Below are 23,426 nucleotides of genomic sequence, written 5' to 3' on the forward strand. Positions count from 1 at the left end.
TGCGCTGCTGGCGGAGGTGCTCGGGGGAGTGAGGGCTGTTAGAGCGGGGCGCACTGGCCGTTAGTGGCCACCAGATCGCGGATGGCCTGCTCGTTGCCCTCGCGCTTGAACTGGTTCAGCATCTCTTCCGTGATGGGCGCGCCCTCGGGCGTGGTGGTCACGGGAGTGAAATCAGTTGAACCGGACGACGGCGACGGCGACGGCTTGGTAAGCGGCGCCGGCACGGCTCCTGCCGACAGCCGGCTGGCGGCAGTTCCGGGCTGCAGGAGAACGTCGTCGGCGGCCCCTGCGCTCTTCGACGATTGGGCAGCCAGGAGCTTGGCCACGCGGTCGTGGATCTGGTCGAAGTCCGGAACTGTGGAGAACGAGGCATCAAAGTCCGGCGGTCCGATGGTCAGGCGGCTCACGTTCTGGCCCTTGGCCTTCACCGCAAGGTCCACGAAGCTTCCCAGCTGGCTGGCGGAGATGTTGGACTCCACCACCTTGGTGCCGGCGTTCGCTATGTCCTCGAACTTGGCCAGGAGCGTGGCGGGGTCCAACTGCTTGAGCATGGCCTGCTGGACGCACTGCTGGCGTTGGATGCGGGCGTAGTCGTCCACGAACTCCCGCGAGCGGCCATACCAGAGGGCATGGTAGCCATCGAGTTTCTGGTCTCCGGCCGGGATCCACCCGGTGGGCATCCCGTGGATTCCGCGGGCCTCATCCACCATATCCCCGCTCAACGGCACCCAGCCGCCGGCCCTGATCCGGATGCCTCCCATGGCGTCAATGAGTTTGGCGAAACCGTCCATATCCACTAGGACGTAGGCCTGGACCTTGATTCCCAGGGTCCCGGAGACGGCTTCGAGGGTCGCCTGGGCGCCGGGGTCCTCCACGCCGGGATAGAGGTCCTTGTGCTTGTCTGTGACCTCGGTGTTGATGGCGTTGATTAAGCACTCATCACCGCAGTTGTAGCCGTCCGGGTAGATTTTCCGCATCGGTGAGTCGTCGCTGAAACGCGCATTCTGCAGGTTTCGGGGCACAGAGATGATGGCGGTCCTGCCGCTGCTGGCGTCCACGCTCAGCACCGAAAGGCTGTCGGGACGGCGCCCGGTGCGGTCGGCCCCGGCGTCGCCGCCCATCATGAGGAAGTTGTACCGGCCATCGACCGGATCGATCGCCGGCCCCGCGCTGAAGATGCTGCCGATGGCATTCCGGCCGACGTTCAGCAAGTAGGCGGCGTATCCGAGGGTGCCGCTGCTGAGCACCATGGCCAGGACCAGTGAGACCACCACCACGGGACGCATTCCCGGTGCCAGCAGGACAGGGCGGATCAGCCGGAGCGTGTTGACGAACAGGGCCGCCCAGCCAAGGGCCAACGCGACCAGGAGAACAACGATGAGCAGCGATGCCGCCTGATTGGCCAGAATGCCGATCAGCAGCGTCCGGTTGACGATCAACAGGAGGGCCGCCAGGACCACCAATGCCCAGACGCTGAAGGTCACGCGCAGCGCGATCCGACCAAGCTTCCGGTCCCCGGCCACAATTTGTGCGCTGCCCGGGACCAGCAGGGTCATCAGCAAGAGGACGAATGCGCGCTTGGTCCGCACGGGAGCGCTGGCGCCTGCCGGGTTACGGACGGGGTCCGTGGAAGCCTGGCCGGACACCGGCGGGCGTAAAGGGGTCATGGACATCTGATGATTCCTAACGGCTGCTCCGGAGTACGACGTTGCCGTCGGAGAACACTTCGCTGACCTTTTGCCGCAGGTTCGCGCCCTTCCGGGTGGCGACGTCGTTGAGCTCTTGGGCGAACTCGAGCAGATCCGCGCGGAGGCGGCCGGCGAGGTCATCTGTGCCGGCGGCCAGCATCCGGACCGCGAGCAGGCCGGCATTCCGCGCGCCGCCGATGGAAACTGTGGCCACCGGAACCCCGGCAGGCATTTGAACGATGGAGAGCAGGGAATCCATGCCGTCAAGCGTCTTGAGCGGAACGGGGACACCGATAACAGGCAGCGGAGTCACGGAAGCGAGCATGCCGGGCAGGTGTGCGGCTCCGCCAGCCCCGGCGATGATCACGCGCAGCCCCCGCTCGTGGGCGGTCTGGCCATAGCGGATCATTTCCAGGGGCATGCGGTGGGCAGAGACAACGTCCGCCTCGAAAGGGATGCCGAACTCCGCAAGGGCGTCCGCAGCGGCCTCCATGACGGGCCAGTCCGAATCGGACCCCATCACCAGTCCCACCAGCGGGGCGGCGGAACCGGTGTCCGGCGCGTGGATGGGCGTGGGGCGTGTGCTCATGAGTGCTCCTCGGAGTTCCCGGGTCCCGGCCGGGCGGGGGCCCGGCCGTCGCGGATGATGTTGGCAACTGTAGTGGCCCGCTGCCGGACCGAGTCGACGTCGGCGGCCGACGCGCCAACGAGGTTCACGTGCCCGATCTTTCGGCCGGGCCGGACCTCCTTGCCGTAGCAATGAATCTTTGCGGCAGGCTCGCTGGCCATGGCCATGGGGTAGGCCGAGAACAGCTCCTGGTTGTCACCGCCAAGGAAATTCTTCATGACCACGATGGGGCCAAGGACGTCCGTGGCGCCAAGGGGAAGATTGAGGACCGCCCGGAGGTGCTGTTCGAACTGGCTCGTGACCGAGCCGTCCTGCGTCCAGTGTCCGGTGTTGTGCGGTCGCATGGCCAGTTCATTGATCAGGAACCCGGCACCTACCCCGGGCGTTTCAAACATCTCCACTGCCATCACGCCCGTGACGCCAAGCTCGTTGGCAATGCGGACAGCGGCGTCCTCGGCGGCCGCGGCCACCTCCAGGGGGATGTCTTGGGCAGGTGCGATGACTTCGTCGCAGACACCATCAACCTGGATGGTGTGCACCACCGGCCACGCACGGGACTCTCCGTCCGGGGTCCGCGCCACGAGGGCCGAGAGCTCCCGGCTGAAATCAACCTTCGCCTCCGCCAGCAGGGGAGCCATGGCTTCGAACCATTCAGTCGTCTGGCGCGCCTCTTCGGGGGAATCGACGATCCGCACACCCTTGCCGTCGTAGCCGCCCCGCGGCATCTTCAACACCACGGGCCAGCCGGTCTGTTCACCGAATGCAACCAGAGCCTCGACGTCCTCAACGGAGGCCCACGTGGGGTTTGGCAACTCCAGCCGGTCGATCGCGGCCCTCATCACCAGTTTGTCCTGGGCATTGACGAGCGCGTCCGGTCCGGGCTGGACATTGACGCCGGCGGCCTGGAGGACGCGCAGGTGTTCCGTGGGGACGTGCTCATGATCAAACGTCATCACGTCCAGGCCTTGGGAGAACTCCAGGAGGGCGTCCAGATCCCGATAGTCACCCACGGGCGAGGTGGGGACTGCCGAGACCGCGGAAACGTCTTCGCCTTCAGCCAAGACGCGCAGTTCGAAGCCGAGGGCGGTTGCGGCAGGGGCCATCATACGAGCGAGTTGGCCGCCGCCAACCACGCCGATTACAGGAAAAGTCACAACAGCCAGCCTACAGAAGAGCGCGCCGGATCGGCGCTTTCACACTGTTCCGGGGCGGAATCCACTTCATGTCGTCCTCCTGCGCCGGGGTCCGCGAGGGCTCCGCAGCGGGCGTGGGCACTCCCGGGGGCCCCCGCTCTTGGGCCGCTATCAGGATTCCGGGCTAAAATGGGGACTTGGCCCTGTGGCCCCAAGATTCAAACGGCCATGGAGGGTCATGATTAACACACTTGCAGAACGCATCCGGGGACTTGCCTCGCTTTTCTGGCGCGAGGTGGCGAAGTTCGGTGCGGTCGGCGGCGTCGCGTTCGTTATCGACAACGGCCTGACGTACTACCTGATGCACGGACCCATGACGGACAGCGAGGCCAAGGCCCGGTTCGTCGGGGCCACCGTTGCCACCGTCTTCTCGTGGATCGCCAACCGGTTCTGGACTTTCCGTCACCGCCGCCAGGACAACGTTGTGCGCGAGTTTGTGATGTTCGTGCTGATCAACGGCATCGGGATCGGCATCTCCACCGGTTTCACCGCGCTCGCCAAGTACTACTTCGGCATCACCGACAAGAACATGCTGTTCCTCGCAGGTGTCGTGGGAATCCTCGTTGCCACCGTGGTCCGGTTCTTCGCGTACCGGTTCCTGGTCTTCAACAAGGAGCTGGACGAAGAGCCGGAGTTCTCGCATGACCACGAGATCATCGAGGTCCATCACCATGACGGCGCGCGGCATGCCGTCCAGGTCCCCGAAGCCGATGTGGAAGTGAGGGATCCGGACCTGCCCGGCCCGTCCCGCAAGTAGATGCACTGAGCCGGGACCGACGCAGCGCGTGCTGGGCTATTTGCCCTGCACGCGTTCGTCGTTGAGGAGCTTTTCCGTTACATCGACGGCGGGATGCACGAGTACCACGGAACCGTCGCTGTTCCATGCCCCGAGGGATTCCCTCAGGGCCGCCTCAAGTCCGTCGCCAGCCTGGATGAGCAGTCTGACCCCGGCATCGTGTGCGGCCGCGAAGCCCGTCAGGAGATCCGAGTGGGGGAGCGCGGTTCCGGCGGATGTGACCACGGCAGGCCCCGACGCATCCGGGTCCGTGTGAGCCATATAAACGTCGCCGTGGGAGCGCACCTCCGCCGCGTAGTCCACCACGCCGGGCGGCAGCGATCCGGGCCACCGCATGGCCAGGGCGGGCAGCGGCACTGCCATCACGGCGTCGTACTCTGCGGGGGCGCTGTTGCCGGGCTCGTCGGTGGCCAGCACCTGCGCCTCCCCGGAACCAAGGACAACCTCCATTCCAAGCTGCCAGGCTGCCAGGGCTAGGATCATCGATTTCCAGTGAGCCGGCAGATCAAGCCGCAGCCGCGTCCCGGGTTCGGCGTCCAGTTCGTCCTGGAGCAGATTGCTGGTTTTGGCCACCCAGTTGTCCAGCACACGGCCGGAGAGCTCCACTCTCTCCGAATCCGGTCCGTACCAAGTGAGTCGGGGGGAGGTGGACTGGCCGGAGCGCAGGGTGCTCATCAGTTGAATCGCCGGGATGCTCATGGCAATATCTTGCCACGGCTGCATGATGAGGGCTTTTGCGCGGTGTGATCTCCAACACACCTGACTAAGTAACTTTGCTGGGCGAATTATGGCGGAAGGGCAGGTTAGCCCGGATTTTAGGGAAAAGCCACCAAAACTAGTCAGTATGCTGTGGATTTTTGGGCCTTGTCGCCTTACGGCTGAAAAAATCCGGGCGTGGCGCGGCGGCCCATCGCGCCGGGAATTGATTATTATCCCGGCTACCGCTTGACTCCCCACTACTTACACACGTGTAATTAGTTATCGAAAGCCGTTGCGCAAAATATGGTCCACACAACCGAGTGGCCTGGTCTTAAAGCACGGCAGCAACACCAAGAGGGGGACGCCATGGGGCAAGCTGAGCGAATCCATGAAGATGCGGTCGTGGCCGGTCAGGCCTCGGCGAAGTATCGTTCACGGGGGGTACCGAGCGATTGGTATGTGGATCCGGCCGATCCGGAGGCCGCGGAGCGGTACAACCAGAGCACCAGTGATTTACTGCAGGACCAGGCCACTGCCTTCCTGGCGGCGCATGAGGCGCTCCTGGCCGGGAATCCGGATGATGACGGCGATCTGCACGATCCTCCGATGGAACTGCGGACCCTTCATGCGGACACCACCGCGCAGCCGGTATGGATCGGGCTTCCCTTTGAGCAGGACTTCGATGACGAAGGCGAACTCGGGTGGCAGACTGACGCATTGTGCGCGCAGACGGACCCGGAGGCATTCTTCCCTGAAAAGGGCGGATCCACCCGCGACGCGAAAAAGGTCTGCGCAGCATGCAATGTGCGCTCGCAGTGCCTGGAGTACGCGCTGTCCAACGACGAACGCTTTGGCATTTGGGGCGGCCTCTCCGAGCGTGAACGCCGTCGGCTGAGGAAGCGAGCAGTCTAATTCTTGAAGTAGTACACGTCACCGCCGTCGTGGTCTCCCACGACGGCGGTGCCTATCTCCCCAGGACCCTGGCGGCGTTGTCGGCACAGACCAGGCCGGCGGACTCGCTGATCGGGGTGGACACCGGTTCCCGTGACAACTCGCTGGCCTTGCTCGAAGAGGCGTTCGGCAGGACACACGTCACCACTTTCAACCAAGGCAGAAGCGGCATGGGGGATGCCGTCAAAGCCGGACTTTCCGCCCTGGCGCCATGGAACCCGGACCGGGGGCAGGCAACCGCCGAATGGATCTGGCTCCTCCACGATGACGCCGCGCCTGGGCCTGAAGCGCTCGCTGAACTGCTGCGCGCGGTGGAGCGCGCGCCGTCAGTGACAGTGGCTGGCTGCAAGCAGCTGGACTGGAATTCCTCGCGGCGCCTGATTGACGTGGGACTTTCCACGAGCCGCTGGGCTGAGCGTCTCACCCTGATCGAGGCAGACGAACTGGACCAGGGCCAGTACGACGGACGCAGCGACACCTTTGCCGTCAATTCCGCGGGCATGCTGGTGCGCCGTGATGTCTGGGAAGAGCTGGGCGGGTTCGACCCCGCACTGCCTGGAACCGGCGACGACGTCGATTTCTGCTGGCGGAACCGCTTGGCGGGCCACCGTGTGGTAGTGGTGCCCAGCGCCCGCATGTTCCACGTGGCGCGCCGGCCCCATGCACTTGGAAGCGCCAGCGCGGCGCGTAAGGCCCAAGTGCATTTGCGGCTCAAGCACACAGCGTGGTGGAACGTTCCCCTGCATGCGGTCGGCGCCCTGCTCGGGAGCCTCTTCAAACTGGTCCTCAGCATTGTGGTGAAGGACCCCGGTCACGGGCTCGCGCAGCTGGTCTCCACATTGGTGGCCCTGGCCAGGCCCGGCGCTATCTTCCGCGGACGACGTGAGGCCGCCCGGACGCGACGGATCCGCCGTACCGTTATCAAGGGGCTCCAAACCTCGAGACGCGAAGTTTGGGCCCACCGCCGCTCGCTGATGGAAGCCCTGGGGGCCGAGGACTCCTCCCCTGATGCCGCCCGAAGCGATCCACTGGCCGAACAACCCAGCGGGGACTCGGCCGACGACTTCGCCGCACTGACCACTTCCGAGCGCGGCTGGGTGGGGAACGGCGCCCTGCTTGCCGTGTTCCTCACCGCGCTTGCCTCGCTGATCGGACTGTTCGGCCTCTTCCGCGCAGAGGCTGTCACCGGCGGCGCGCTGCTCCCGGCGTCCTCGCGTGTGGCGGACATCTGGCACCATGCCACGAGCTGGTGGATCGGCCTGGGCGCCGGACTCCCCGGCCACGGCGATCCGTTCGCCTTCGTGCTGTGGGTACTGGGGCTCTCAGGCGGCGGTGATGCGAACAGCGCACTGGCCTGGCTGTTGCTTCTGGCCATGCCCCTGTCCGCCGTGACAGCATGGTTCGCGTCGGGCGCCCTGACGACGCGGCGGCGGTTCCGGTTGGCGGCCGCCCTGGTGTGGGGGAGCGCCCCGGCGCTGCAGGTTGCCCTCAACCAAGGCCGCGCCGGCGCCCTGATTGCGCACATCATGATCCCGCTGCTGGTTCTTGCGCTGATTCGCGCCACGGGCACCGCACGGGGCCATGGCCGGTTCGCCGCGCCCGAGCCAGGTGAGAGAAGTTTCACCGAGGAGCCGCCGGCCAAGCCGGGGGTGAATGGAACACCGTCATGGACGGCAGCCGCCGCTGGCGGCCTGGCGATGGCCGTTGTGGGATCCGCCGCCCCGTCGCTGTTGGCGCCATCAGTGATAGTGGTTGTGCTGTGCGGCTTGCTACTCGGCCGGCGCGGGCGCACCGTGTGGTGGGCCCTGCTGCCAAGCGCGGTGCTCTTTGTTCCTTTCGGATTATCCGTCCTTGACCGTCCCCGCGCCTTGCTGGCCGATCCTGGCCTCCCGCTTGGCTTCAATGCCGCGCCCATGTGGCAGCAGTTGCTTGGCCAACCCCTTGACTTCGACGCCGGAGCCGGCCTCTCCGGGCTCCCGGCATTCGGCAGCTCGCCCGTGCCCTGGGCGCTCATCCTGGCATGCCTGGTGGGGGCACCGGCCGTCCTTATGGCCGCCTCGGCACTGTTTGTTCCCGGAAAACGCACCCGGGTGGCCCGCGCGCTCTGGGTTGCGGCCCTCATCATGCTCATCTCCGGCTGGCTGACCGGCCACGTTGCCACGGGCGCCAGTGCCGACACCCTCGTGGCGCCGTTCACCGGGCCCGCTGTTTCAGCCGCCGGCTTCGCCCTTCTCGGTGCGGCGCTGCTGGGCGCCGACAACCTGCTGCGCATCTCCGAAAGAGCGGTGGCAGGAGCGACGGGACGCAAAATGGCGGTGCGGTCCGCGGCGCTGCTGGCCACCGCCCTTCTGTTGGCGGGACCGCTGGCGAGTATGGCCGCGTGGACCGCCCAGAACCTGCTGCAGGGCGCTTCGGCCGGGGCGCCCGCGGTAGCCGGTTCGAATCCATTGGGGACCCCGCGCCTGATCCAGCCCACTACGGCGCGCACCCTTCCGGCCACTGCCATCGACCGTGGCGAGGGGCCGGAACAGACCCGCACGCTCCTGATCACAGCGGGCGAGAACGGAAACTATGACGCCTCGCTGATGCGGGGCGCCGGCACCACCTTGGACGGGCTGTCCACCATTGCGGCCGCCCGGAACATCATGGGCGAGCCGGGGGAAGAAACGCTCAAGGACGATGACGAGGTCACTGCGACGCTGCGTGGCGTGGTGGCCACCGTGGTGGCCGGCCAAGGGGTTGATCCGCGCCCCGAACTTGAGCGGCTGGGCGCCGGCTTTGTGGTTCTCCGGGCCGCGGACACCGCTGCCCAGTTAACAGCCAGCCGGATGGACGCCGTGCCGGGCCTCGTCAGTGTGGGGCGCACGGACACGGGGTGGCTGTGGCGCACCACCCCGCTGAACCAGCCGGCCATCAAGGCCGCCGACGTCGCGCACCGTGCCCGGATCGTTGACGGAACCGGCGCTGCGATCGGGCTGCTGCCATCCGGACTCGACACTGTGGATACCGACGTGCCGGCCGGCCCCGAAGGCAGGCTCGTAGTGCTGGCCGAGCGGGCGGACCCGGGCTGGACTGCCTGGGTGGACGGTCGTCGGCTGACCTCGACCACGTCCGGCTGGGCACAGGCCTTCACCCTGCCCGCACAGCCCGGCCACTTGACCATCCGCTTCGAAAGCCCGTGGGCGCCCTGGGCGGAAATCGCCCAGGCCGTGGTCATCGGACTGACTGTGCTGCTGGCGCTTCCCATGCCCGCCCGACGGCCGAATACGGGGCTCTCCCGGGACGAAGGCTCCCTGCGTAAGGAACATCAGCATGCATAAGGAAGAGAACGACGGCCCGCGGGAACCCGGGCGCGACGCCGCCGGGGCCAGCCGCGGCAGGCTGTCCCGTGGCGGCCTGGTGGCTGGAATGATTTCGGCGGTGGCCATCGTGGCGGCGGCCGGCGGGCTGGTCGCTGCCGCCACGCTGGCGCCCCGGCCCGTCAGTAGCCGGCCACTCGACGCGCCGCTTGCCACCGTCCCGGCCGGCAGCACGGTGGGCATCTGCCCCGGCCCTGCCCGCCTCCTGGAAGGCACACCTGTGGGAACCGACCCGCAGTTCAGCCCCGAGTCCGCGACGGCGAAAAGCCTCGTCAACGCCGCCGTGCTCAGCACGAACGCGGGAGTGGTTCCCGGCAGCCGCCTGGCGGCACTGAAAGGCGATCCGATCGCCGAGATCGCCAAGAATCCGGGAACGGCCACGCCGGCGGCAGGACCTCCCGCCTTGCGGGCCGGGGTGCTGCCCCAGCGCGCCGTGGATGACGTAAGTGTCCTGAGCGCTGATGCGACCGGGAACCAGCAAGCCGCGGCGGCCGGACTTATGAACTACAGCGCCACCGACGGGGACCTGAGGGGCTCTGCCGCCGCCGGGTGCCAGCAGCCCTCGAATGATCTGTGGCTGGTGGGCGCCAACACCTCGCTGGGCCGCACCGCCATTCTCCAGCTCAGCAACGCGTCAAGCACCCCGGCCACCGTAAGCCTGGACCTGTTCGGCGCCAAGGGCCAGATCCAGGCTCCCGGCAGCAGGGGTCTTCTGGTTGCCCCGGGGACCACCCGGTCCATCATCCTGGCCGGCCTCGCTCCGGGACAGAACCAGTTGAGTGTCCACGCCCGCAGCGCCGGGGGCCCCGTGGCGGCGGTCATTCAGCAAAGCGTTCTTCGCGGGCTGACCCCGGGCGGCGTCGACTTCATCTCGCCGGGGGCCGCGCCGGCTACCCGGCAGGTGATGTCCGGCATCGACATCCAGGAGTCGGCCTCCGTCAAGGCGGTCATCTCCAAGCAGGGCTTCGCCGACGCCGGCGCCGCCCTCCAGATCGCGGTTCCGGGACCGGCCGACGCAGTGGTGGAAATCAAGCTGTACGGACGCGACGGGCAGAAGGCGCTGCCCGGCGGGGGAGTGGTGACCGCCAAGGGCGGCTCCGTGACCGAAGTCCCGCTGGTGGGAGTCCCCGCAGGCCATTACACGGTGGCGGCCAGTTCCGACGTCTCGTTCGCCGCTGCCGTTCGGGTCACGCGTGGTGTCAAAGCCGAGAACGCGGTGGATTTCGCGTGGTCGCCGGCATCGGCCAGGCTCGGCAGCCAGCACGTGGTGGCCGTCCCCCGGGACGGCGAGCGGTATCTCGTCTTCGGTGCGCCCGATGACCGGGCCAAAATCACTTACACCCCGGTCACCGCGGACGGAACAGTCCGGAAAGCCGGATCCTTGGATATTGGTGGGGGAACAACGTCGGTGGTCAAAGTACCGAACGACGTGGAAGGATCCCCGGTTCTGGGCTACGTGGTCTCGGCATCCGGCGGCGCGGCGTACGGCGCCGTCCTGCTTCAGAAAACGGGCAGCGATGACGTCTCCACCGTGGCTGTTGAACCGGGCGCCGACGGCCAGGAACAAGTTCCGGTGACGCTGAGCTACTAGCGGCAGCGCTCCGCAGCGGTCGGCTGCAGCCCCGGGGCGTCATCGCGGACGAGTGTCAGTACCGCCTGCGGTACACCGGATCCAATGTCTCGGGAGCGACGCCGAGCATTTCCGCGGTACGTTCCACCACGACGTCGTGCACCAGGTCCTGGAGTTCCTCGCGGCTGCCGCAGGCCTGCTCAATGACGCGCCGGTAGAGCGTGATCACGGGCCCCTCGTCAGCTGTGGCGGGTTCGTACAGTCCCATGGGTGCCGGCGTCCGGTCCGCCACCAATTGTTCGAGCCCCTGAGGGATCTCGTCCACGGCGAACCGCACCCCGTCCAGGGGCTTGCCCCAGATGTCATGGAGCCTCTGTGCGGAGTCCATCACCATCTCATCAAAGCGCTCGGAGCGGGTGCGGTACCCGGGGAGGGTGGGCAACATCAACTCGCCCCGCAGGCCGCGGCCGTGACGGTTCCTGCGGCGCGCGCGGAAACTCTTCCCAAGCCTGGATTCCGAAGGCTTGGAGCTGCCGGCCTGCTGGCCGCTTTCCGGGTCAGCCAACCGGACCGTAAAACCCGGAACATGGTGCGATGACTGCATACATTGACTCTAAACCCGCCACCTGAAATACGCGACATAGCCGTCAGCGCAACACGGCGCCGCCGCGTCGCACGCCCGAATGCACGGCTCCGGCCCCAACGGGGAGTAGTCTGTGATGTCGTGGGTGCAATTCGTCAATGTTCAAGGTCAGCTTGCCGCAATTCTGCGGTGGCGACCCTGACGTACGTCTATGCGGACTCCACCGCCGTGCTGGGGCCGCTGGCTACCTATGCCGAGCCTCATTGTTACGATTTGTGCGAGCAGCACGCCGGCACCCTGACCGTGCCGCGTGGCTGGGAAGTATTGCGCCTGGCCATGCCCGCCACTGCTCCCCAGCCCGGCCCGGATGACCTCCTGGCCCTTGCGCATGCGGTCCGCGAGGCGGCTTCCCGGCCGCCAGCCCCGGAAACCCCGTCCGGCCAGCGTGCAGTGCACCCGGCCCTGGAGGCCCCTGCCACGCCCGAGGGTGCCAGGCGCGGCCACCTCCGCATCCTCCGCGAACCGTCCTGAGCCGCGGCTGGCGCTGGAAGCTTGTAGGCTGGAATCTGCAAATCCGTCAGCCACCGGCGCCTGTTGCGGCGCCCGTCAGGGAGCATCCACCATGCCAAAGATCAGTCCAGAACTTTTGTCTGTCCTGCGTTGCCCGGTCACGGGCTCTCCCCTTGTGCAGGAAGGTGAGGAACTCGTTTCGACCGCCGCAGGCACATCGGGTGCGAAGCTCCGCTACCGCATCGAGGACGGCATCCCCTTGCTGCTGCCCCCGGAACTTGTGGCGGCCTCGAACGCGGCGCCTTCGGACCAGCACGACGGCCCGCGCGGATCCGCCGGGTAACTGCTTCGCGGGCTAATCCCTCCGCCGGGTAGCCGCCCGCCAGACCCATCGCGCGTGCCGCCGGCGACGAACTTCCGTCTGTTCCCGCTTTTCGTTCCAGATCTTCCGGACACAACAAAGGATTCACATGACTTTCGATTACAAGGTTGCTGATATCTCCCTGGCCGAGGCCGGCCGCCACCAGATCCGCCTCGCGGAGCACGAGATGCCCGGCCTGATGTCCCTGCGCGAGGAATTTGGCGCCAGCCAGCCGTTGAAGGGCGCCCGGATTGCCGGGTCGCTGCACATGACGGTCCAGACCGCCGTGCTGATCGAAACCCTCACCGCGCTCGGCGCCGAGGTGCGGTGGGCGTCCTGCAACATCTTCTCCACTCAGGACGAAGCCGCCGCCGCGGTGGTGGTGGGCAACGGTACAGCCCAGGACCCCCAGGGCGTGCCGGTTTTCGCCTGGAAGGGCGAGACCCTGGAGGAGTACTGGTGGACCGCTGAGCAGATCCTTACCTGGCCGGGCGCTGACACGAACCCCGAGCTGGGCCCGAACATGATCCTTGACGACGGCGGGGACGCCACCATGCTGGTGCACAAGGGCGTGGAATTCGAAGCCCTGGGTGCCGTGCCGGACACCGCCGCCGACGAGTCGGAGGAAGGCCGGGTCTTCCTTGACGTGCTGCGCGCCTCGCTGAAGGCCGATCCGCAGAAGTGGACCCGCACCGGCTCCCGCATCCTGGGTGTCACCGAGGAAACCACCACCGGCGTGCACCGGCTCTACCAGCTGGCCGAGCAGGGCAAGCTGCTGTTCCCGGCAATCAACGTCAACGACTCGGTCACCAAGAGCAAATTCGATAACAAGTACGGCATCCGCCACTCCCTTCCTGACGGCATCAACCGCGCCACCGACGTCCTCATGGGCGGCAAGGTGGCGGTGGTCTGCGGCTACGGCGACGTCGGAAAGGGCGCCGCGGAGGCGTTCCGCGGGCAGGGCTCACGCGTGATCGTCACCGAAATCGACCCCATCTGCGCGCTCCAGGCGGCGATGGACGGCTACCAGGTGGCGAAGCTTGAGACTGTCCTCAGCGAGGGCCACATCTTCATCACCACCACCGGCAACAAGGACGTCATCATGGCCGAGCACATGGCCGCGATGCGTGACAAGGCCATCGTGGGCAACATTGGTCACTTTGATAACGAGATCGACATGGCCGGACTGGCCCGGATCCCCGGCATCAAGAAGGTGGAGATCAAGCCGCAGGTACACGAGTGGGTCCTCGACGCCGGAACCGCGGAAGAACGGTCCATCATTGTGCTCTCCGAAGGCCGCCTGCTTAACCTGGGCAACGCCACCGGACATCCGTCCTTCGTCATGAGCAACTCCTTCGCGAACCAGACCATCGCGCAGATCGAGCTGTTCACCAAGAAGGACCAGCCGGAGGGGGAGCGCGAATACGAGAAGCAGGTTTACGTGCTGCCGAAAATCCTCGACGAAAAGGTTGCCCGGCTGCACCTCGACGCCCTTGGCGTGGAGCTGACCGAGCTGTCCAAGGAACAAGCCGGGTACCTTGACCTGGATGTTGCCGGACCGTACAAGCCGGATCACTACCGCTACTAGGGTCACCTGGCCCTGCGTGGCCAACTCCCGCTTGCCGAGTCCGCAAAGGGCTCCGGATTACCGTCCGGAGCCCTTTTTGTGACCAATCCGTAGCGGATTTCGACGGAACCTCCAAGGGTCGTCGCCTATGCTGGCTCCATGACCACTGTGATGACCCCAACGCTGTGACCGAACGTAAACGCTGGAGCACGGGACGGAAACTGCTTCTCCTGGCCGCGGTGTGCGTGCTGGCGGCCGGCGGGGGCGTCTTCGCGGCGGTCGCGCCAGGGGCGGCCCACGCCTCCCTCGCCTCCGAAGCGGGATCGCCGGAACGCACGACGCCGGGACTCGCCGCTCCCGTGGTGCCCCCCGCCACGCTGGTGGTCGCCCCCGCGGACGCCGCCAAACAGGTCAACCCGGCTGCGCCGGTGACGCTCACAGTGAGCCACGGAACCATCGAACGGGTCGCGCTGACCTCGGAGGCCGGTGACGCGGTCGACGGCAAACTCAGCGCCGATTCCGCCAGCTGGACGGCATCCGGTCCCTTGAAATTCAACACGCGCTACACGTATACGTTCGCCGTGAAGGACGCGGCCGGCCGGACCGCAAACAACACCCGCACGTTCACCACCGTCTCCGCGGCCAACGAGGCGGACGCGGCCGTCTACCCGTTGGACGGCATGAAGGTGGGCGTCGCCCAGCCCCTGCAGGTCATTTTCAGCGAACCTGTGGTGAACCGGGACGCCGTGGAGAAGGCCATCAAGATCACCTCGACCTCCGGCCAGACCGGGGCGTTCCACTGGTACAGCGACACCATGGTCCGGTACCGGCCGGTGGACTTCTGGGCGGCCAACAGCACCATCACCATGGATATGCAGCTCTTCGGCGTGGACCTTGGCAAGGGGCAGATCGGTAACTTCAACAAGAAAGTGACGGTCCACATCGGGGACAAGAAAGTTGCCGTGGCCGACGCCGAGGCACACACGTTCACGGTCAGCGTCAACGACCAGCAGGTGGGGCAGTGGCCGTCAACCATGGGCGACGCACGGTTCCCCTCGGCCCGTGGCTTCCTCGTGCTCATGGAGAAGTACCGGGTGGAACACATGGATGCGTCCACCATCGGGCTCAAGCCCGGGGACCCGGCCTACTATGGCCAGCTTGATGTCAACTACGCCACGCGCCTGACCCCCAGCGGGGAGTTCATCCACCAGGCCACGGACTCCGCCATGCCGTATGTCGGCGTGGAGAACCTCTCCCACGGCTGTATAGGCCTGGGCCCGGAGGGCGCAAAATGGGTCTTCGATAACATGACGGCCGGCGACGTGGTGCAGGTGATCAACACAGCCGGAGACTTCGCCAACTTCGATGACGGCTTTGGTGACTGGAACATCCCCGCGGGGCAATACGCGAACTGACCCTCCGTCCGTGCGATAAGTCGGCCGGGCCGCGCTGAGCGGCGGCCGAGGCGGACGCGGCAGGTGGGCTAAAGCTCCCCGCGCTGGTAGGGCAGCCTGTCCAGGCGCTCGCCAACTCCCGCGCTGCGCTGCCGGGCCTGCGTGAGCCTGTTCATCTCCCGTTGCCGGCGTTCCACCAGGATGGCCGCGAGGTAGTCCTCTGGACCCGTCCCGGGGGGAGGCGGCGGGGCGACATTGGCCGCGATCTCGGTGGCCAGCGCGGCAGCCATTGAGGCGCGCGATGCCGGCGACATCCGTCCGGCCTGGCGGAGGAACTGCGAGGAGCGCCGGGCCACGGCATCGGGAATCCGGCCGATATCCGCCAGCGCCGACCAGGACCGCAGCCCTGGCGGGACGAACGGAACCAGGGGTGGTTCCGCCGGGACCCGGGTCCGGAGCGCATATGTTCCCGCCACGATGTCGCCGAGCCGCTTCGATTTGCCGCTGAACAGTGCGACGGCCACCGCGAGGCCGCCGAGAGTCAGGTAGATCTCGAGGAAGCCGATAAGTCCGCGGATCAGCGCGTGCCGGAACCGGATGGCTCCGCCGTCGTCGCGCACGATGCGGAGCCCGGCCGCGAGCTTGCCCAACGAGAGCCCCCGCGTGAGGGTTTCCACGGACACGGGGAGGATCACAAAGCAAAACAGCACGCTGACCAGGACCAACATGCGGGCGGCGGCGCCGTCGAGGTCCTGGTAGGCAGCGGAAACCAGCATCATCATTCCCACCAGCAGCGCGACATTGGCCAGGACATCCAGCAGGAGTCCCAGCGCCCGTGCCGCGAACGAGGCAGGACGCAGCTCCAGCACAACCGCCTCGCCTGTGATGATTGAGCTCAAAGCCTGGGCCCCCTCCCTTGCGCACCATCCCGGATGAACCCAGTGTAGGACGCTGTAAGAAAGTGTTCACAGCCAAAACCGGGCACGGTCCAAATCGGGCACAGTCCAATCGTCCCTGGGTCAAACCGGGCAGGCTAGGGTGGTGCCGTGGATATCGATGCCTTTTCCGCGGTCAACGGGGACAAATGGTCACGGCTGCAGGTGCTCGCGCGCAAACGGCGGCTTAGCGGCAGGGAGGCAGACGAACTGCTGCGCCTCTACCAGGCAACGTCGGCGCATCTGTCGCTGCTGCGGTCGGTGGCACCGGAAAGTGGTCTGTCCGCCCAGTTGTCGGCCACACTCGCCCAGGCACGCACCCGCTTTACCGGTGCCCGGTCCAACTTTATGGATGACCTGGCACGGTTCTTCATCATTGCTCTTCCTGCCGCGTTCTACCGGCTCAGATGGTTGACAGTCTGCTGCGGACTTGCGTTCTGCCTGATCGCGGGCGCCTACTCATTCTGGATCGCCACGTCGCCGGATGCGCTGCGGGCCCTCGGTTCAGACGCAACGATCAAGCAGTACGTGGAACAGGACTTCATCCACTACTACTCGGAGAACCCCGCAGCCTCCTTTGCGGGCGAGGTGTGGACCAACAACGCCTGGATCAGCGCCCAGGCCGTGGCGTTGGGCATCACCGGGTTCTGGGTGCCCATGATCCTTTTCAGCAATGCGAAAGGGGTGGGAATAGCCGCGGGCGTCTTCGCCGCCGCCGGGAAGACCGACGTATTCTTCAGCTACATCCTGCCGCACGGCCTGATGGAGCTGACCGGCGTGTTCATCGCCTGCGCCGCCGGGCTGAAAATCTTCTGGGCCATGGTGGCGCCTGGCCCCCGGAGCCGAAGCCAGGCGGTGGCGGCGGAAGGAAGATCGCTGATCACGGTGGCGCTGGGTCTGGTCCTGGTGCTGTTCGTGTCCGGTTTGGTGGAGGGCTTCGTCACCCCCAGCAGTCTTCCGGTCTGGGCCAAGATCGGGATCGGCTCCACGGTGCTGGCCGCGTACTGGGGGTACACCCTGGTCCTGGGAAGGCGGGCCGTGCGTTCCGGTGCCACGGGCGACCTCGCCGAGTCCGACGCCGGCTACACGGGTTTGGCTGCCTGAATCCCGTGGTGGACCGGGGTGGCACCTGCCGCGGCGCAGTGCCTGACGGTAGGCTCGAGAGGAGACATGTAGCGCTGCCGGGCGGATGCCTGGCAGCGCTGACGCCTACGGAAGTGAAGCAGCAGTGACTGAGAAGAATCCCACCCCTCCGAATCGACAGGTTCCGCGCCCCGATCCGGTCGATGACACTGACGAACCTGCCTTCGAATGGATGAAGCCGGCGGCCTCGCCGTCAGCTTCGCAGGAGGCTCCGCGTGAGGCCTCCTCGGAGGGCCGGCCGGCTTCCCCGGCGGGAGCCGGGGCTCCCGCTTCCCGCCAGCCGAACCCGGCAACCGCCCAGGCGGGAATCCCGGCGGCGTCCGAGCGGCCGCAGGCGGAGAGCCGGGCCGGCCGCAAAGCCGCGGAAGCCGCCGTCGAGCCCGCTGTGCCAGAAGCCGAACCCGAACTGCAGGGGAGGGGTACGCACTTCAGGGAGCCATTGCCCACGTCGGCGCTTCAAGTCCGGCCGCCCGAGGAGGAAGTGGAGCGGAGGAATGCCGAACGCGAGCTCGCCGCCAATGCCAAGCCGGTGCTGCCCCGGGTGATGCAGGTCCTCCTGGCCATCTTCTACCCGGTGATCCTCCTGGTCCTTGCGGTCCGCGCCGTGACAAGCCCGCTCTTCCTGTGGGTGGAGTACTACCGCTCGGGGTTCCCCGGCGACGGCTACGGTTTCAACGCGGATGACCGCATGACCTACGGGTCCTACACGGTGGACTACCTCAGCAACTGGGCCGGCCCGCGCTACCTTGGCGAGCTGGTCAACCGGAGCGGGGAAAAGCTGTTCAAGGACGGTGAGGTCAGCCATATGGCCGACGTCAAGCTCGTGATCCTTTCCACGTTCGGTGCGGGCGTGCTGCTGATCCTGCTGAGCCTCATCGCCATGATCTACCTGCGCCGGCGCAGCACCGGGGGAATCCGCCGGGGCCTTTTCGCCGGATCCATCGTGACCCTCGTAGTGATCATTGGCCTGGGTGTCCTGGCCTTCCTGGGCTGGGAGCAGTTCTTCACGGAGTTCCACCGCATCTTCTTTGCCAACGGCTCGTGGACCTTCGCCATGGACGACACCCTGATCCGGCTTTTCCCGGGGCAGTTCTGGATGGACGCCGGAATCGTCATCGGAGCCCTGGTACTGGTGGCGTCCCTGCTGACGCTGGTGCTGACATGGCCCACCCGTAAACGCCGTGGCCTGGTCAAGCCTGAGAAAACCCGCAGCGGGGAGAACGCGTCCGGTGAGGCTGCGGACCCTGCTGCTGCCGCTGACTCCGACGGTTCACGCAGCGCCTCCGCCCGAGTCTAAGAATCTGGCAATCATCAAGGCAAAGGCTGCCGCCCCTTCGGGTCGGCAGCCTTTCTGTTACCGGTTGTCAGCCGGTTCCCTCCGTCAGCCGCCGGGCTGCTCCATCAGCTGTAGAGGCCGTTGATATGCGTTTCGAAGTCGCGGACCACCGCTGCCCGCTTGAGTTTCAACGACGGCGTCAGGTGCCCTGAATCGACACTGAAATTTGCATCCAGCACCGCGAAGCTGCGGATCGACTCGGCTTTGGAGACCAAGGTGTTGGCCTGGTCCACCGCGTGCTGCAGGGCTTCGCGGATCCGTGCATCCGACTTCGCATCGGCCGCGCCCATCACCGGGACCCCGTTCGCTGAGCACCAGTTTTCCAGGCCCTCCGGATCGAGGTTGATCAGCGCGGAGACAAACGGCCGGCCGTCGCCGACCACCACGGCATGGTCCACGAGCTGGTGCTCACGGATCTTTTCCTCGAGCGGCCCCGGCGCCACATTCTTCCCGCCCGCCGTGACCAGGAGGTCCTTCTTGCGTCCGGTGATGGTCAGGAAGCCGTCCTCGTCCAGCACGCCAAGGTCGCCGGTGCGGAAGAAACCGTCCACAAAAGCCTCCGCGTTGGCGGTCTCGTTGGCGTGGTACCCCCTGAACACGCCGATGCCCTTGACCAGGATCTCGCCATCGTCGGCCACATGGATGGTGGTTCCCGGCACGGGTATTCCCACGGTGCCCACTTTGGTCCTGGACGGCGTGTTGGCCGTGCAGGGCGCTGTGGTCTCGGTCAGGCCGTAGCCCTCCAACACGGGAATGCCTGCGCCGCGGAAGAAATGCGCCTCGTTCGAACTCAGTGGGCTTGCTCCGGATACCGTGTATTTGAGACGGCCGCCGAAGACCTGCCGGAGCCGTGGATACAGCAGGCGCTCGAAGAGGGCGTGCTTGCCCCGGAGCAGCAGCCCAGGCCCCTTACCCTTGCCGCGGGCGGCGTCGTCGAGGGCCTGCGAATATCCGACGGCGGTGGCGGAGGCTGCGGCAAACAGCCCCGTTTTGCCGCCGAGGGCGGCCTTGTGGGCGGCGCCGGCATGCACTTTTTCGAAGATGCGTGGCACAACCAGGAGGAACGTGGGCTTGAAGGTTTCCAGATCCTCCAAGAGCGCGGCGGCCCCCGAGGTGTGGCCCAGCGTGGCTCCGGCGCTAAGGCAGACAACCTGGACCGCGCGGGCCAGGACGTGGGCCAAAGGCAGGAACATCAGGGTCCGTGCGCCCTCCTGCATCAGGATCCCGGGCAGGAACGCCACAATGTTGGCGGCCACCAAGGCGAAATTTCCGTGCGTGATTTCACAGCCCTTGGGCTTGCCGGTTGTTCCCGACGTGTAAACCAGCGAGGCCAGGTCGGCGAGGCCGGCAGCGCTGCGGTGGCGCTCCAGCTCGGCGTCGCTGACTCCCGTTCCGGCGGCGGCGAGGCTGGCCAGGTTGGGGGCCTCGCCGTCGTCGTCCATTCTCATCACCGAAACGAGAGTGTTCCCCAGCAGCTCCGAGGCGGCCAGGACTCCATGGACCAACGCGGCCTTCGCCCTGTCCTCAACGAAGATCCGGCGCGCACCTGAGTCGTGGAGGATCCATTCGATCTGGCTGGCGGAGGAGGTCTCATAAATGGGAACCGTGACGCCGCCGGCAAACCAGACCGCGAAATCCACCAGAGTCCACTCGTAACGGGTCCCCGACATCACGGCAACGGGGTCGCCGGGAGTGATACCGCCGGCGATGAGGCCCTTCGCGAGGGCTGTGACCCGGTCAAGGAACTGCCGGGCAGGGACGTCCACCCAGCCGTTCGGGCCCTTGCGGGCATACACGGCGTGGGCGGGATCGGCGGCGTGCCGTTCCAGCAGCAGGTCCGTCACGTTGCTGTGCCCATCCAGCTCAACGAGCAGTTCAGTGCTTGCTTCTCTCACAGCCAGTCTCCGTTTCCGGGTCCTTGAATCCAATAGCGGCGCCGGTTTCCGCGGCCGGTGGTCCCCTGTAATCCTGCCTTAGATCCAGGAGGGCATCCACATCCGCAGACGCCATTCCTGGTAGGGGATCACCTCGGCGGTCCAAATGGGATAGAAGAAAGCTGACAACAACACCGCACCGGCCACAAAGATCGCCACCACGTAGAGACCCGAGCGGCGGCGCCATGGAGGATCCGACGGGCGCCCCAGCGCGAGACCCAGGCAGTACGTCAGGGCCAGCACCAGGAAGGGCTCGAAGGAGAGTGCGTAGAACGTGAACATGGTCCGTTGCGGATACATGAACCAGGGGAGGTACCCCGCGCCCACTGCGGCCAGGATGGCTCCCGCACGCCAGTCGCGGCGGCCGGCCCACCAAAACAGCAGCACCACCAGGGCAACGGCGGCGCTCCACCAGATCAGGGGATTGCCCACCGACAGGATCGCGGCGGCGCAACTGGCAACGTCGCAGCCCCCGGTGCCCTGTTTGGGGGATTCGTAGAAGAAGGACGTGGGCCTGCCCATCACCAGCCAGCTCCAGGCACTTGCCTCATAGGGATGCTCGGCGGTCAGCCCCTGATGGAACTTGTAGGCCTCCAAGTGGTAATGCGCCAGTGACCGCAGCGGACCGGGCAGCCAGCCCCACTCGGCGGAGGGATTGGTGTCCGCCCAGTGCCGGAAGTAGGCGTCTTTGGAAAGGAACCAACCCGTCCAGGTGGCGGTGTAGACGGCCGCGACCACCGGCACGATGCTCAGGAAGGCGGGTATGCCGTCCTTGATGATGCCGCCGCTGATCCATCCCTTGATTCCCGCAACCCGCCGCGCGTTGAGGTCCCAGAAGACCGTCAGGAGGCCAAAGCCGGCCAGGAAGAACAAGGCGGACCACTTGGTGCCCACGGCCAGGCCCAGGCAGACTCCCGCGGCGACGCGCCACCAGCGCACTCCGAGCCATGGTCCGGAAACGAGTTGGAGCACCGACGGTCTGTGATCCGGCGCGTCCGCCGCCTGCCGGGCGAGCCGCAGGGCCAGCCGGCGCCGTCCGTCGTCCCGGTCCAGGAGCAGCGCTCCGAAGGCAGCCAGGATCCAGAACATCAGGAATATGTCCAGCAAGGCAGTCCGGGACATCACGAGGTGGTGCCCGTCCACCGCCAGCAGCAGTCCTGCCACCGCGCCGAGGGTGAGGGACCGGAAGAGCTTCTGGGCGATCAATGCGACCAGAAAGATGGACAGTGTTCCGGTCAGGGCGGCGCTGAACCGCCAGCCGAAAGGGTTGTCGGGTCCGAATAGCCACATGCCGGCGGTGATCATCCATTTCCCCACCGGCGGATGGACCACGTACTCGGGGGTATCCAGCAGCACACCGGGGTTGCCGGCGATGAAGGAATCGTTGGCTTTGTCCGGCCAGCTGCGCTCGTAGCCGCTGACCAGGAACGAGTAGGCGTCCTTGACGTAGTACGTTTCGTCGAAGACCAGGTTGCGGGGCGTGTCCAGCCGGACGAAGCGCAGCACGCCGCCAAGGGCCGCCGTGATGGTGGGAATCAGCCAGAACCACAAACGCAGCGAGGCCGGATAGTCCCGCCAGCTCCTGAGGCCGCCGATCAGGCGCTCCTGGAGGGCCTCCGCCGTGAACGCCTCGTTTGGCCTGCGGATCCAGCGGTGGCCTTCGAGGTTGCGTCCCCGGGGCAAGGAGGCCGCCGGCGGGGGGCTGGCTGAGTCGGTCCCGGCAGGGGGCGCGGAAGTCTGCGTCACGAGCCCATGCTACCTTTTGCCGCTGGAGGCGCCTGTCAGCAGTAGGCTGGTCGGGTGGACCAACAACTCAGCGCTTCCCGGACCGGCAGCCCCGATCACCTCAGCGGCGCCCAGGATTCGGGCCCGGCGCCGGGGGCAGTGACCGGTCCCGGAACTCCAGGCTCCGAGGGGCAGCCCGGCAGGATTGTGCTGGCTGCCACACCCATCGGGAACGTGGGCGACGCGTCCCCGAGGCTCATAGAGCTCCTCACCACTGCGGACATCGTTGCCGCCGAGGACACCCGGAGACTGCACCGGCTGGTCCAAAACCTCGGAATCACGGTGGGCGGACGCGTGATCAGCTATCACGAGCACAACGAGGACACCAAGACCGCCGAGCTGCTTGACCTGGTCCGGGCGGGCAAGACGATGGTGATGGTGAGCGACGCCGGCATGCCCGCGGTTTCCGACCCCGGCTTCCGCCTGGTGGAGGGCGCGGTGGCTGCGGGACTCACCGTCACCGCCGTCCCCGGACCTTCGGCAGTCCTGACGGCGCTCGCCCTCTCAGGACTGCCCACCGACCGTTTCTGCTTCGAGGGGTTCCTGCCCCGGAAGGCGGGCGAACGGGCGTCCCGGCTGGCTGAGTTGGACACCGAACGCCGCACCATGGTCTTCTTCGAGGCGCCCCACCGGCTTGAAGTCATGCTCCGTGCCCTCCACGACCGTTTTGGCCCCGCGCGCCCGGCGGCAGTCTGCCGTGAACTGACCAAGACGTATGAGGAAGTCATCCGGGGTCCGTTGCGCGAGCTCCTGGAATGGGCTGAAACGAACGAGGTGCGAGGGGAAATCGCTGTCGTTGTGGGCGGCGCCCCGGAAAAGGAGCCCGGGAAGCCGGAGGATCATGTGGCCGCCGTCAACGGGCTCGTGGCCAAGGGGATCCGGCTCAAGGACGCTGTGGCGGCCGTGGCCGAGGACGCCAAGGTCAGCAAGCGGGAGCTGTATTCGGCGGTTCTGGCCGCCCGTTAGGAACTTGTGCAGTTGCACAGCAGTCCAC

At 66.6% G+C, this 23,426-nt stretch carries 19 protein-coding genes; 11 read left to right on the forward strand and 8 right to left on the reverse strand.

All coding sequences use genetic code 11. The annotated features are described in order from the left end of the window. Positions 1–38: 38 nt before the first annotated feature. Genes ACP4XC_RS05970 through ACP4XC_RS05980 form a run of 3 tightly spaced genes read right to left on the reverse strand, consistent with a single transcriptional unit; the run spans position 39 to position 3,470 of the window. Positions 39–1,673, reverse strand: coding sequence for an LCP family protein (locus ACP4XC_RS05970; RefSeq protein WP_427173937.1), 1,635 nt, complete (start codon positions 1,671–1,673; stop codon positions 39–41). 10 nt (positions 1,674–1,683) lie between these two features. Next, the gene (purE, locus tag ACP4XC_RS05975; RefSeq protein ID WP_427173938.1) at positions 1,684–2,277 is read right to left on the reverse strand and encodes a 5-(carboxyamino)imidazole ribonucleotide mutase; all 594 of its coding nucleotides are present in this window, start codon (positions 2,275–2,277) and stop codon (positions 1,684–1,686) included. Beyond that, positions 2,274–3,470 (reverse strand): 5-(carboxyamino)imidazole ribonucleotide synthase, encoded by a 1,197-nt coding sequence (locus ACP4XC_RS05980; RefSeq protein ID WP_427173939.1) that lies wholly within the window; start codon positions 3,468–3,470, stop codon positions 2,274–2,276. Before ACP4XC_RS05980 ends, purE begins: the two co-directional genes overlap by 4 nt. A 217-nt stretch (positions 3,471–3,687) precedes the next feature. Between ACP4XC_RS05980 and ACP4XC_RS05985 the strand changes: the two genes are divergently transcribed. Next, entirely contained in the window at positions 3,688–4,266 is a 579-nt protein-coding gene (locus ACP4XC_RS05985; RefSeq protein ID WP_427173940.1) for a GtrA family protein, read from the forward strand. 36 nt (positions 4,267–4,302) lie between these two features. On the opposite strand, the gene ACP4XC_RS05990 is transcribed toward ACP4XC_RS05985, so the two are convergent. After that, positions 4,303–5,004, reverse strand: a complete 702-nt coding sequence (locus tag ACP4XC_RS05990) for a TIGR03089 family protein (protein ID WP_427173941.1) — start codon at positions 5,002–5,004, stop codon at positions 4,303–4,305. Positions 5,005–5,370: 366 nt separating this feature from the next. Here ACP4XC_RS05990 and ACP4XC_RS05995 point away from each other — a divergent pair, with 366 nt between their 5' ends. Genes ACP4XC_RS05995 through ACP4XC_RS06005 form a run of 3 tightly spaced genes read left to right on the forward strand, consistent with a single transcriptional unit; the run spans position 5,371 to position 10,905 of the window. Continuing rightward, the gene (locus ACP4XC_RS05995) at positions 5,371–5,916 is read left to right on the forward strand and encodes a WhiB family transcriptional regulator (RefSeq protein WP_427173942.1); all 546 of its coding nucleotides are present in this window, start codon (positions 5,371–5,373) and stop codon (positions 5,914–5,916) included. 29 nt (positions 5,917–5,945) lie between these two features. Then, the gene (locus ACP4XC_RS06000) at positions 5,946–9,275 is read left to right on the forward strand and encodes a glycosyltransferase family 2 protein (RefSeq protein WP_427173943.1); all 3,330 of its coding nucleotides are present in this window, start codon (positions 5,946–5,948) and stop codon (positions 9,273–9,275) included. Then, a complete protein-coding gene (locus ACP4XC_RS06005) occupies positions 9,268–10,905 on the forward strand; it encodes a DUF5719 family protein (protein ID WP_427173944.1) in 1,638 nt (545 codons plus the stop codon). The genes ACP4XC_RS06000 and ACP4XC_RS06005 overlap by 8 nt, the downstream gene beginning before the upstream one ends. 55 nt (positions 10,906–10,960) lie before the next feature. Here ACP4XC_RS06005 and ACP4XC_RS06010 read toward each other — a convergent pair whose 3' ends face one another. Further along, positions 10,961–11,488, reverse strand: coding sequence for a metallopeptidase family protein (locus tag ACP4XC_RS06010; RefSeq protein ID WP_427173945.1), 528 nt, complete (start codon positions 11,486–11,488; stop codon positions 10,961–10,963). A 120-nt stretch (positions 11,489–11,608) separates the two neighbouring features. On the opposite strand from ACP4XC_RS06010, the gene ACP4XC_RS06015 reads away from it, so the two are divergent. The 4 genes from ACP4XC_RS06015 (at position 11,609) to ACP4XC_RS06030 (ending at position 15,320) form a co-directional block, all read left to right on the forward strand. Beyond that, positions 11,609–11,998, forward strand: a complete 390-nt coding sequence (locus ACP4XC_RS06015) for a DUF3499 domain-containing protein (protein WP_427173946.1) — start codon at positions 11,609–11,611, stop codon at positions 11,996–11,998. 91 nt (positions 11,999–12,089) lie between these two features. Continuing rightward, the gene (locus tag ACP4XC_RS06020; RefSeq protein WP_427173947.1) at positions 12,090–12,320 is read left to right on the forward strand and encodes a Trm112 family protein; all 231 of its coding nucleotides are present in this window, start codon (positions 12,090–12,092) and stop codon (positions 12,318–12,320) included. A 127-nt stretch (positions 12,321–12,447) separates the two neighbouring features. Continuing rightward, a complete protein-coding gene (gene ahcY, locus ACP4XC_RS06025) occupies positions 12,448–13,926 on the forward strand; it encodes an adenosylhomocysteinase (protein ID WP_427173948.1) in 1,479 nt (492 codons plus the stop codon). A 164-nt stretch (positions 13,927–14,090) separates the two neighbouring features. Next, the gene (locus tag ACP4XC_RS06030; RefSeq protein ID WP_427173949.1) at positions 14,091–15,320 is read left to right on the forward strand and encodes a L,D-transpeptidase; all 1,230 of its coding nucleotides are present in this window, start codon (positions 14,091–14,093) and stop codon (positions 15,318–15,320) included. A gap of 68 nt (positions 15,321–15,388) precedes the next feature. Here the strand turns inward: ACP4XC_RS06030 and ACP4XC_RS06035 are convergent, their stop codons facing one another. After that, positions 15,389–16,198, reverse strand: a complete 810-nt coding sequence (locus ACP4XC_RS06035) for an RDD family protein (RefSeq protein ID WP_427173950.1) — start codon at positions 16,196–16,198, stop codon at positions 15,389–15,391. 147 nt (positions 16,199–16,345) lie between these two features. Between ACP4XC_RS06035 and ACP4XC_RS06040 the strand changes: the two genes are divergently transcribed. Together ACP4XC_RS06040 and ACP4XC_RS06045 are read left to right on the forward strand one after the other, a co-directional pair. Then, positions 16,346–17,338: a stage II sporulation protein M gene (locus ACP4XC_RS06040; protein WP_427173951.1), complete on the forward strand. Its 993-nt coding sequence runs from the start codon at positions 16,346–16,348 to the stop codon at positions 17,336–17,338. Between the two features lie 124 nt (positions 17,339–17,462). Beyond that, the gene (locus tag ACP4XC_RS06045) at positions 17,463–18,674 is read left to right on the forward strand and encodes a TIGR01906 family membrane protein (RefSeq protein ID WP_427173952.1); all 1,212 of its coding nucleotides are present in this window, start codon (positions 17,463–17,465) and stop codon (positions 18,672–18,674) included. A 104-nt stretch (positions 18,675–18,778) separates the two neighbouring features. On the opposite strand, the gene ACP4XC_RS06050 is transcribed toward ACP4XC_RS06045, so the two are convergent. Further along, on the reverse strand, positions 18,779–20,608 hold the full coding sequence (locus ACP4XC_RS06050) for an AMP-dependent synthetase/ligase (RefSeq protein WP_427173953.1): 1,830 nt from the start codon (positions 20,606–20,608) through the stop codon (positions 18,779–18,781). A gap of 78 nt (positions 20,609–20,686) precedes the next feature. Continuing rightward, positions 20,687–22,393 carry a dolichyl-phosphate-mannose--protein mannosyltransferase gene (locus ACP4XC_RS06055; protein ID WP_427173955.1) on the reverse strand — a complete coding sequence of 569 codons (1,707 nt, stop codon included), beginning with the start codon at positions 22,391–22,393 and terminating at the stop codon, positions 20,687–20,689. 138 nt (positions 22,394–22,531) lie between these two features. On the opposite strand from ACP4XC_RS06055, the gene rsmI reads away from it, so the two are divergent. Then, a complete protein-coding gene (gene rsmI / locus ACP4XC_RS06060; RefSeq protein WP_427175031.1) occupies positions 22,532–23,398 on the forward strand; it encodes a 16S rRNA (cytidine(1402)-2'-O)-methyltransferase in 867 nt (288 codons plus the stop codon). The last annotated feature ends 28 nt before the right edge of the window (positions 23,399–23,426 follow it).

The organism is Arthrobacter sp. 92 (assembly GCF_050260325.1).
Classification (GTDB): Bacteria; Actinomycetota; Actinomycetes; order Actinomycetales; family Micrococcaceae; genus Arthrobacter.

What these genes read in the sequence shown, in the direction of transcription:
- ACP4XC_RS05970 (WP_427173937.1), bottom strand. Translation starts at nt 1,673, where the DNA reads ATGTCCATGACCCCTTTACGCCCGCCGGTGTCCGGCCAGGCTTCCACG.
- purE (WP_427173938.1), bottom strand. Translation starts at nt 2,277, where the DNA reads ATGAGCACACGCCCCACGCCCATCCACGCGCCGGACACCGGTTCCGCC.
- ACP4XC_RS05985 (WP_427173940.1), top strand. Translation starts at nt 3,688, where the DNA reads ATGATTAACACACTTGCAGAACGCATCCGGGGACTTGCCTCGCTTTTC.
- ACP4XC_RS05990 (WP_427173941.1), bottom strand. Translation starts at nt 5,004, where the DNA reads ATGAGCATCCCGGCGATTCAACTGATGAGCACCCTGCGCTCCGGCCAG.
- ACP4XC_RS05995 (WP_427173942.1), top strand. Translation starts at nt 5,371, where the DNA reads ATGGGGCAAGCTGAGCGAATCCATGAAGATGCGGTCGTGGCCGGTCAG.
- ACP4XC_RS06005 (WP_427173944.1), top strand. Translation starts at nt 9,268, where the DNA reads ATGCATAAGGAAGAGAACGACGGCCCGCGGGAACCCGGGCGCGACGCC.
- ACP4XC_RS06010 (WP_427173945.1), bottom strand. Translation starts at nt 11,488, where the DNA reads ATGCAGTCATCGCACCATGTTCCGGGTTTTACGGTCCGGTTGGCTGAC.
- ACP4XC_RS06020 (WP_427173947.1), top strand. Translation starts at nt 12,090, where the DNA reads ATGCCAAAGATCAGTCCAGAACTTTTGTCTGTCCTGCGTTGCCCGGTC.
- ahcY (WP_427173948.1), top strand. Translation starts at nt 12,448, where the DNA reads ATGACTTTCGATTACAAGGTTGCTGATATCTCCCTGGCCGAGGCCGGC.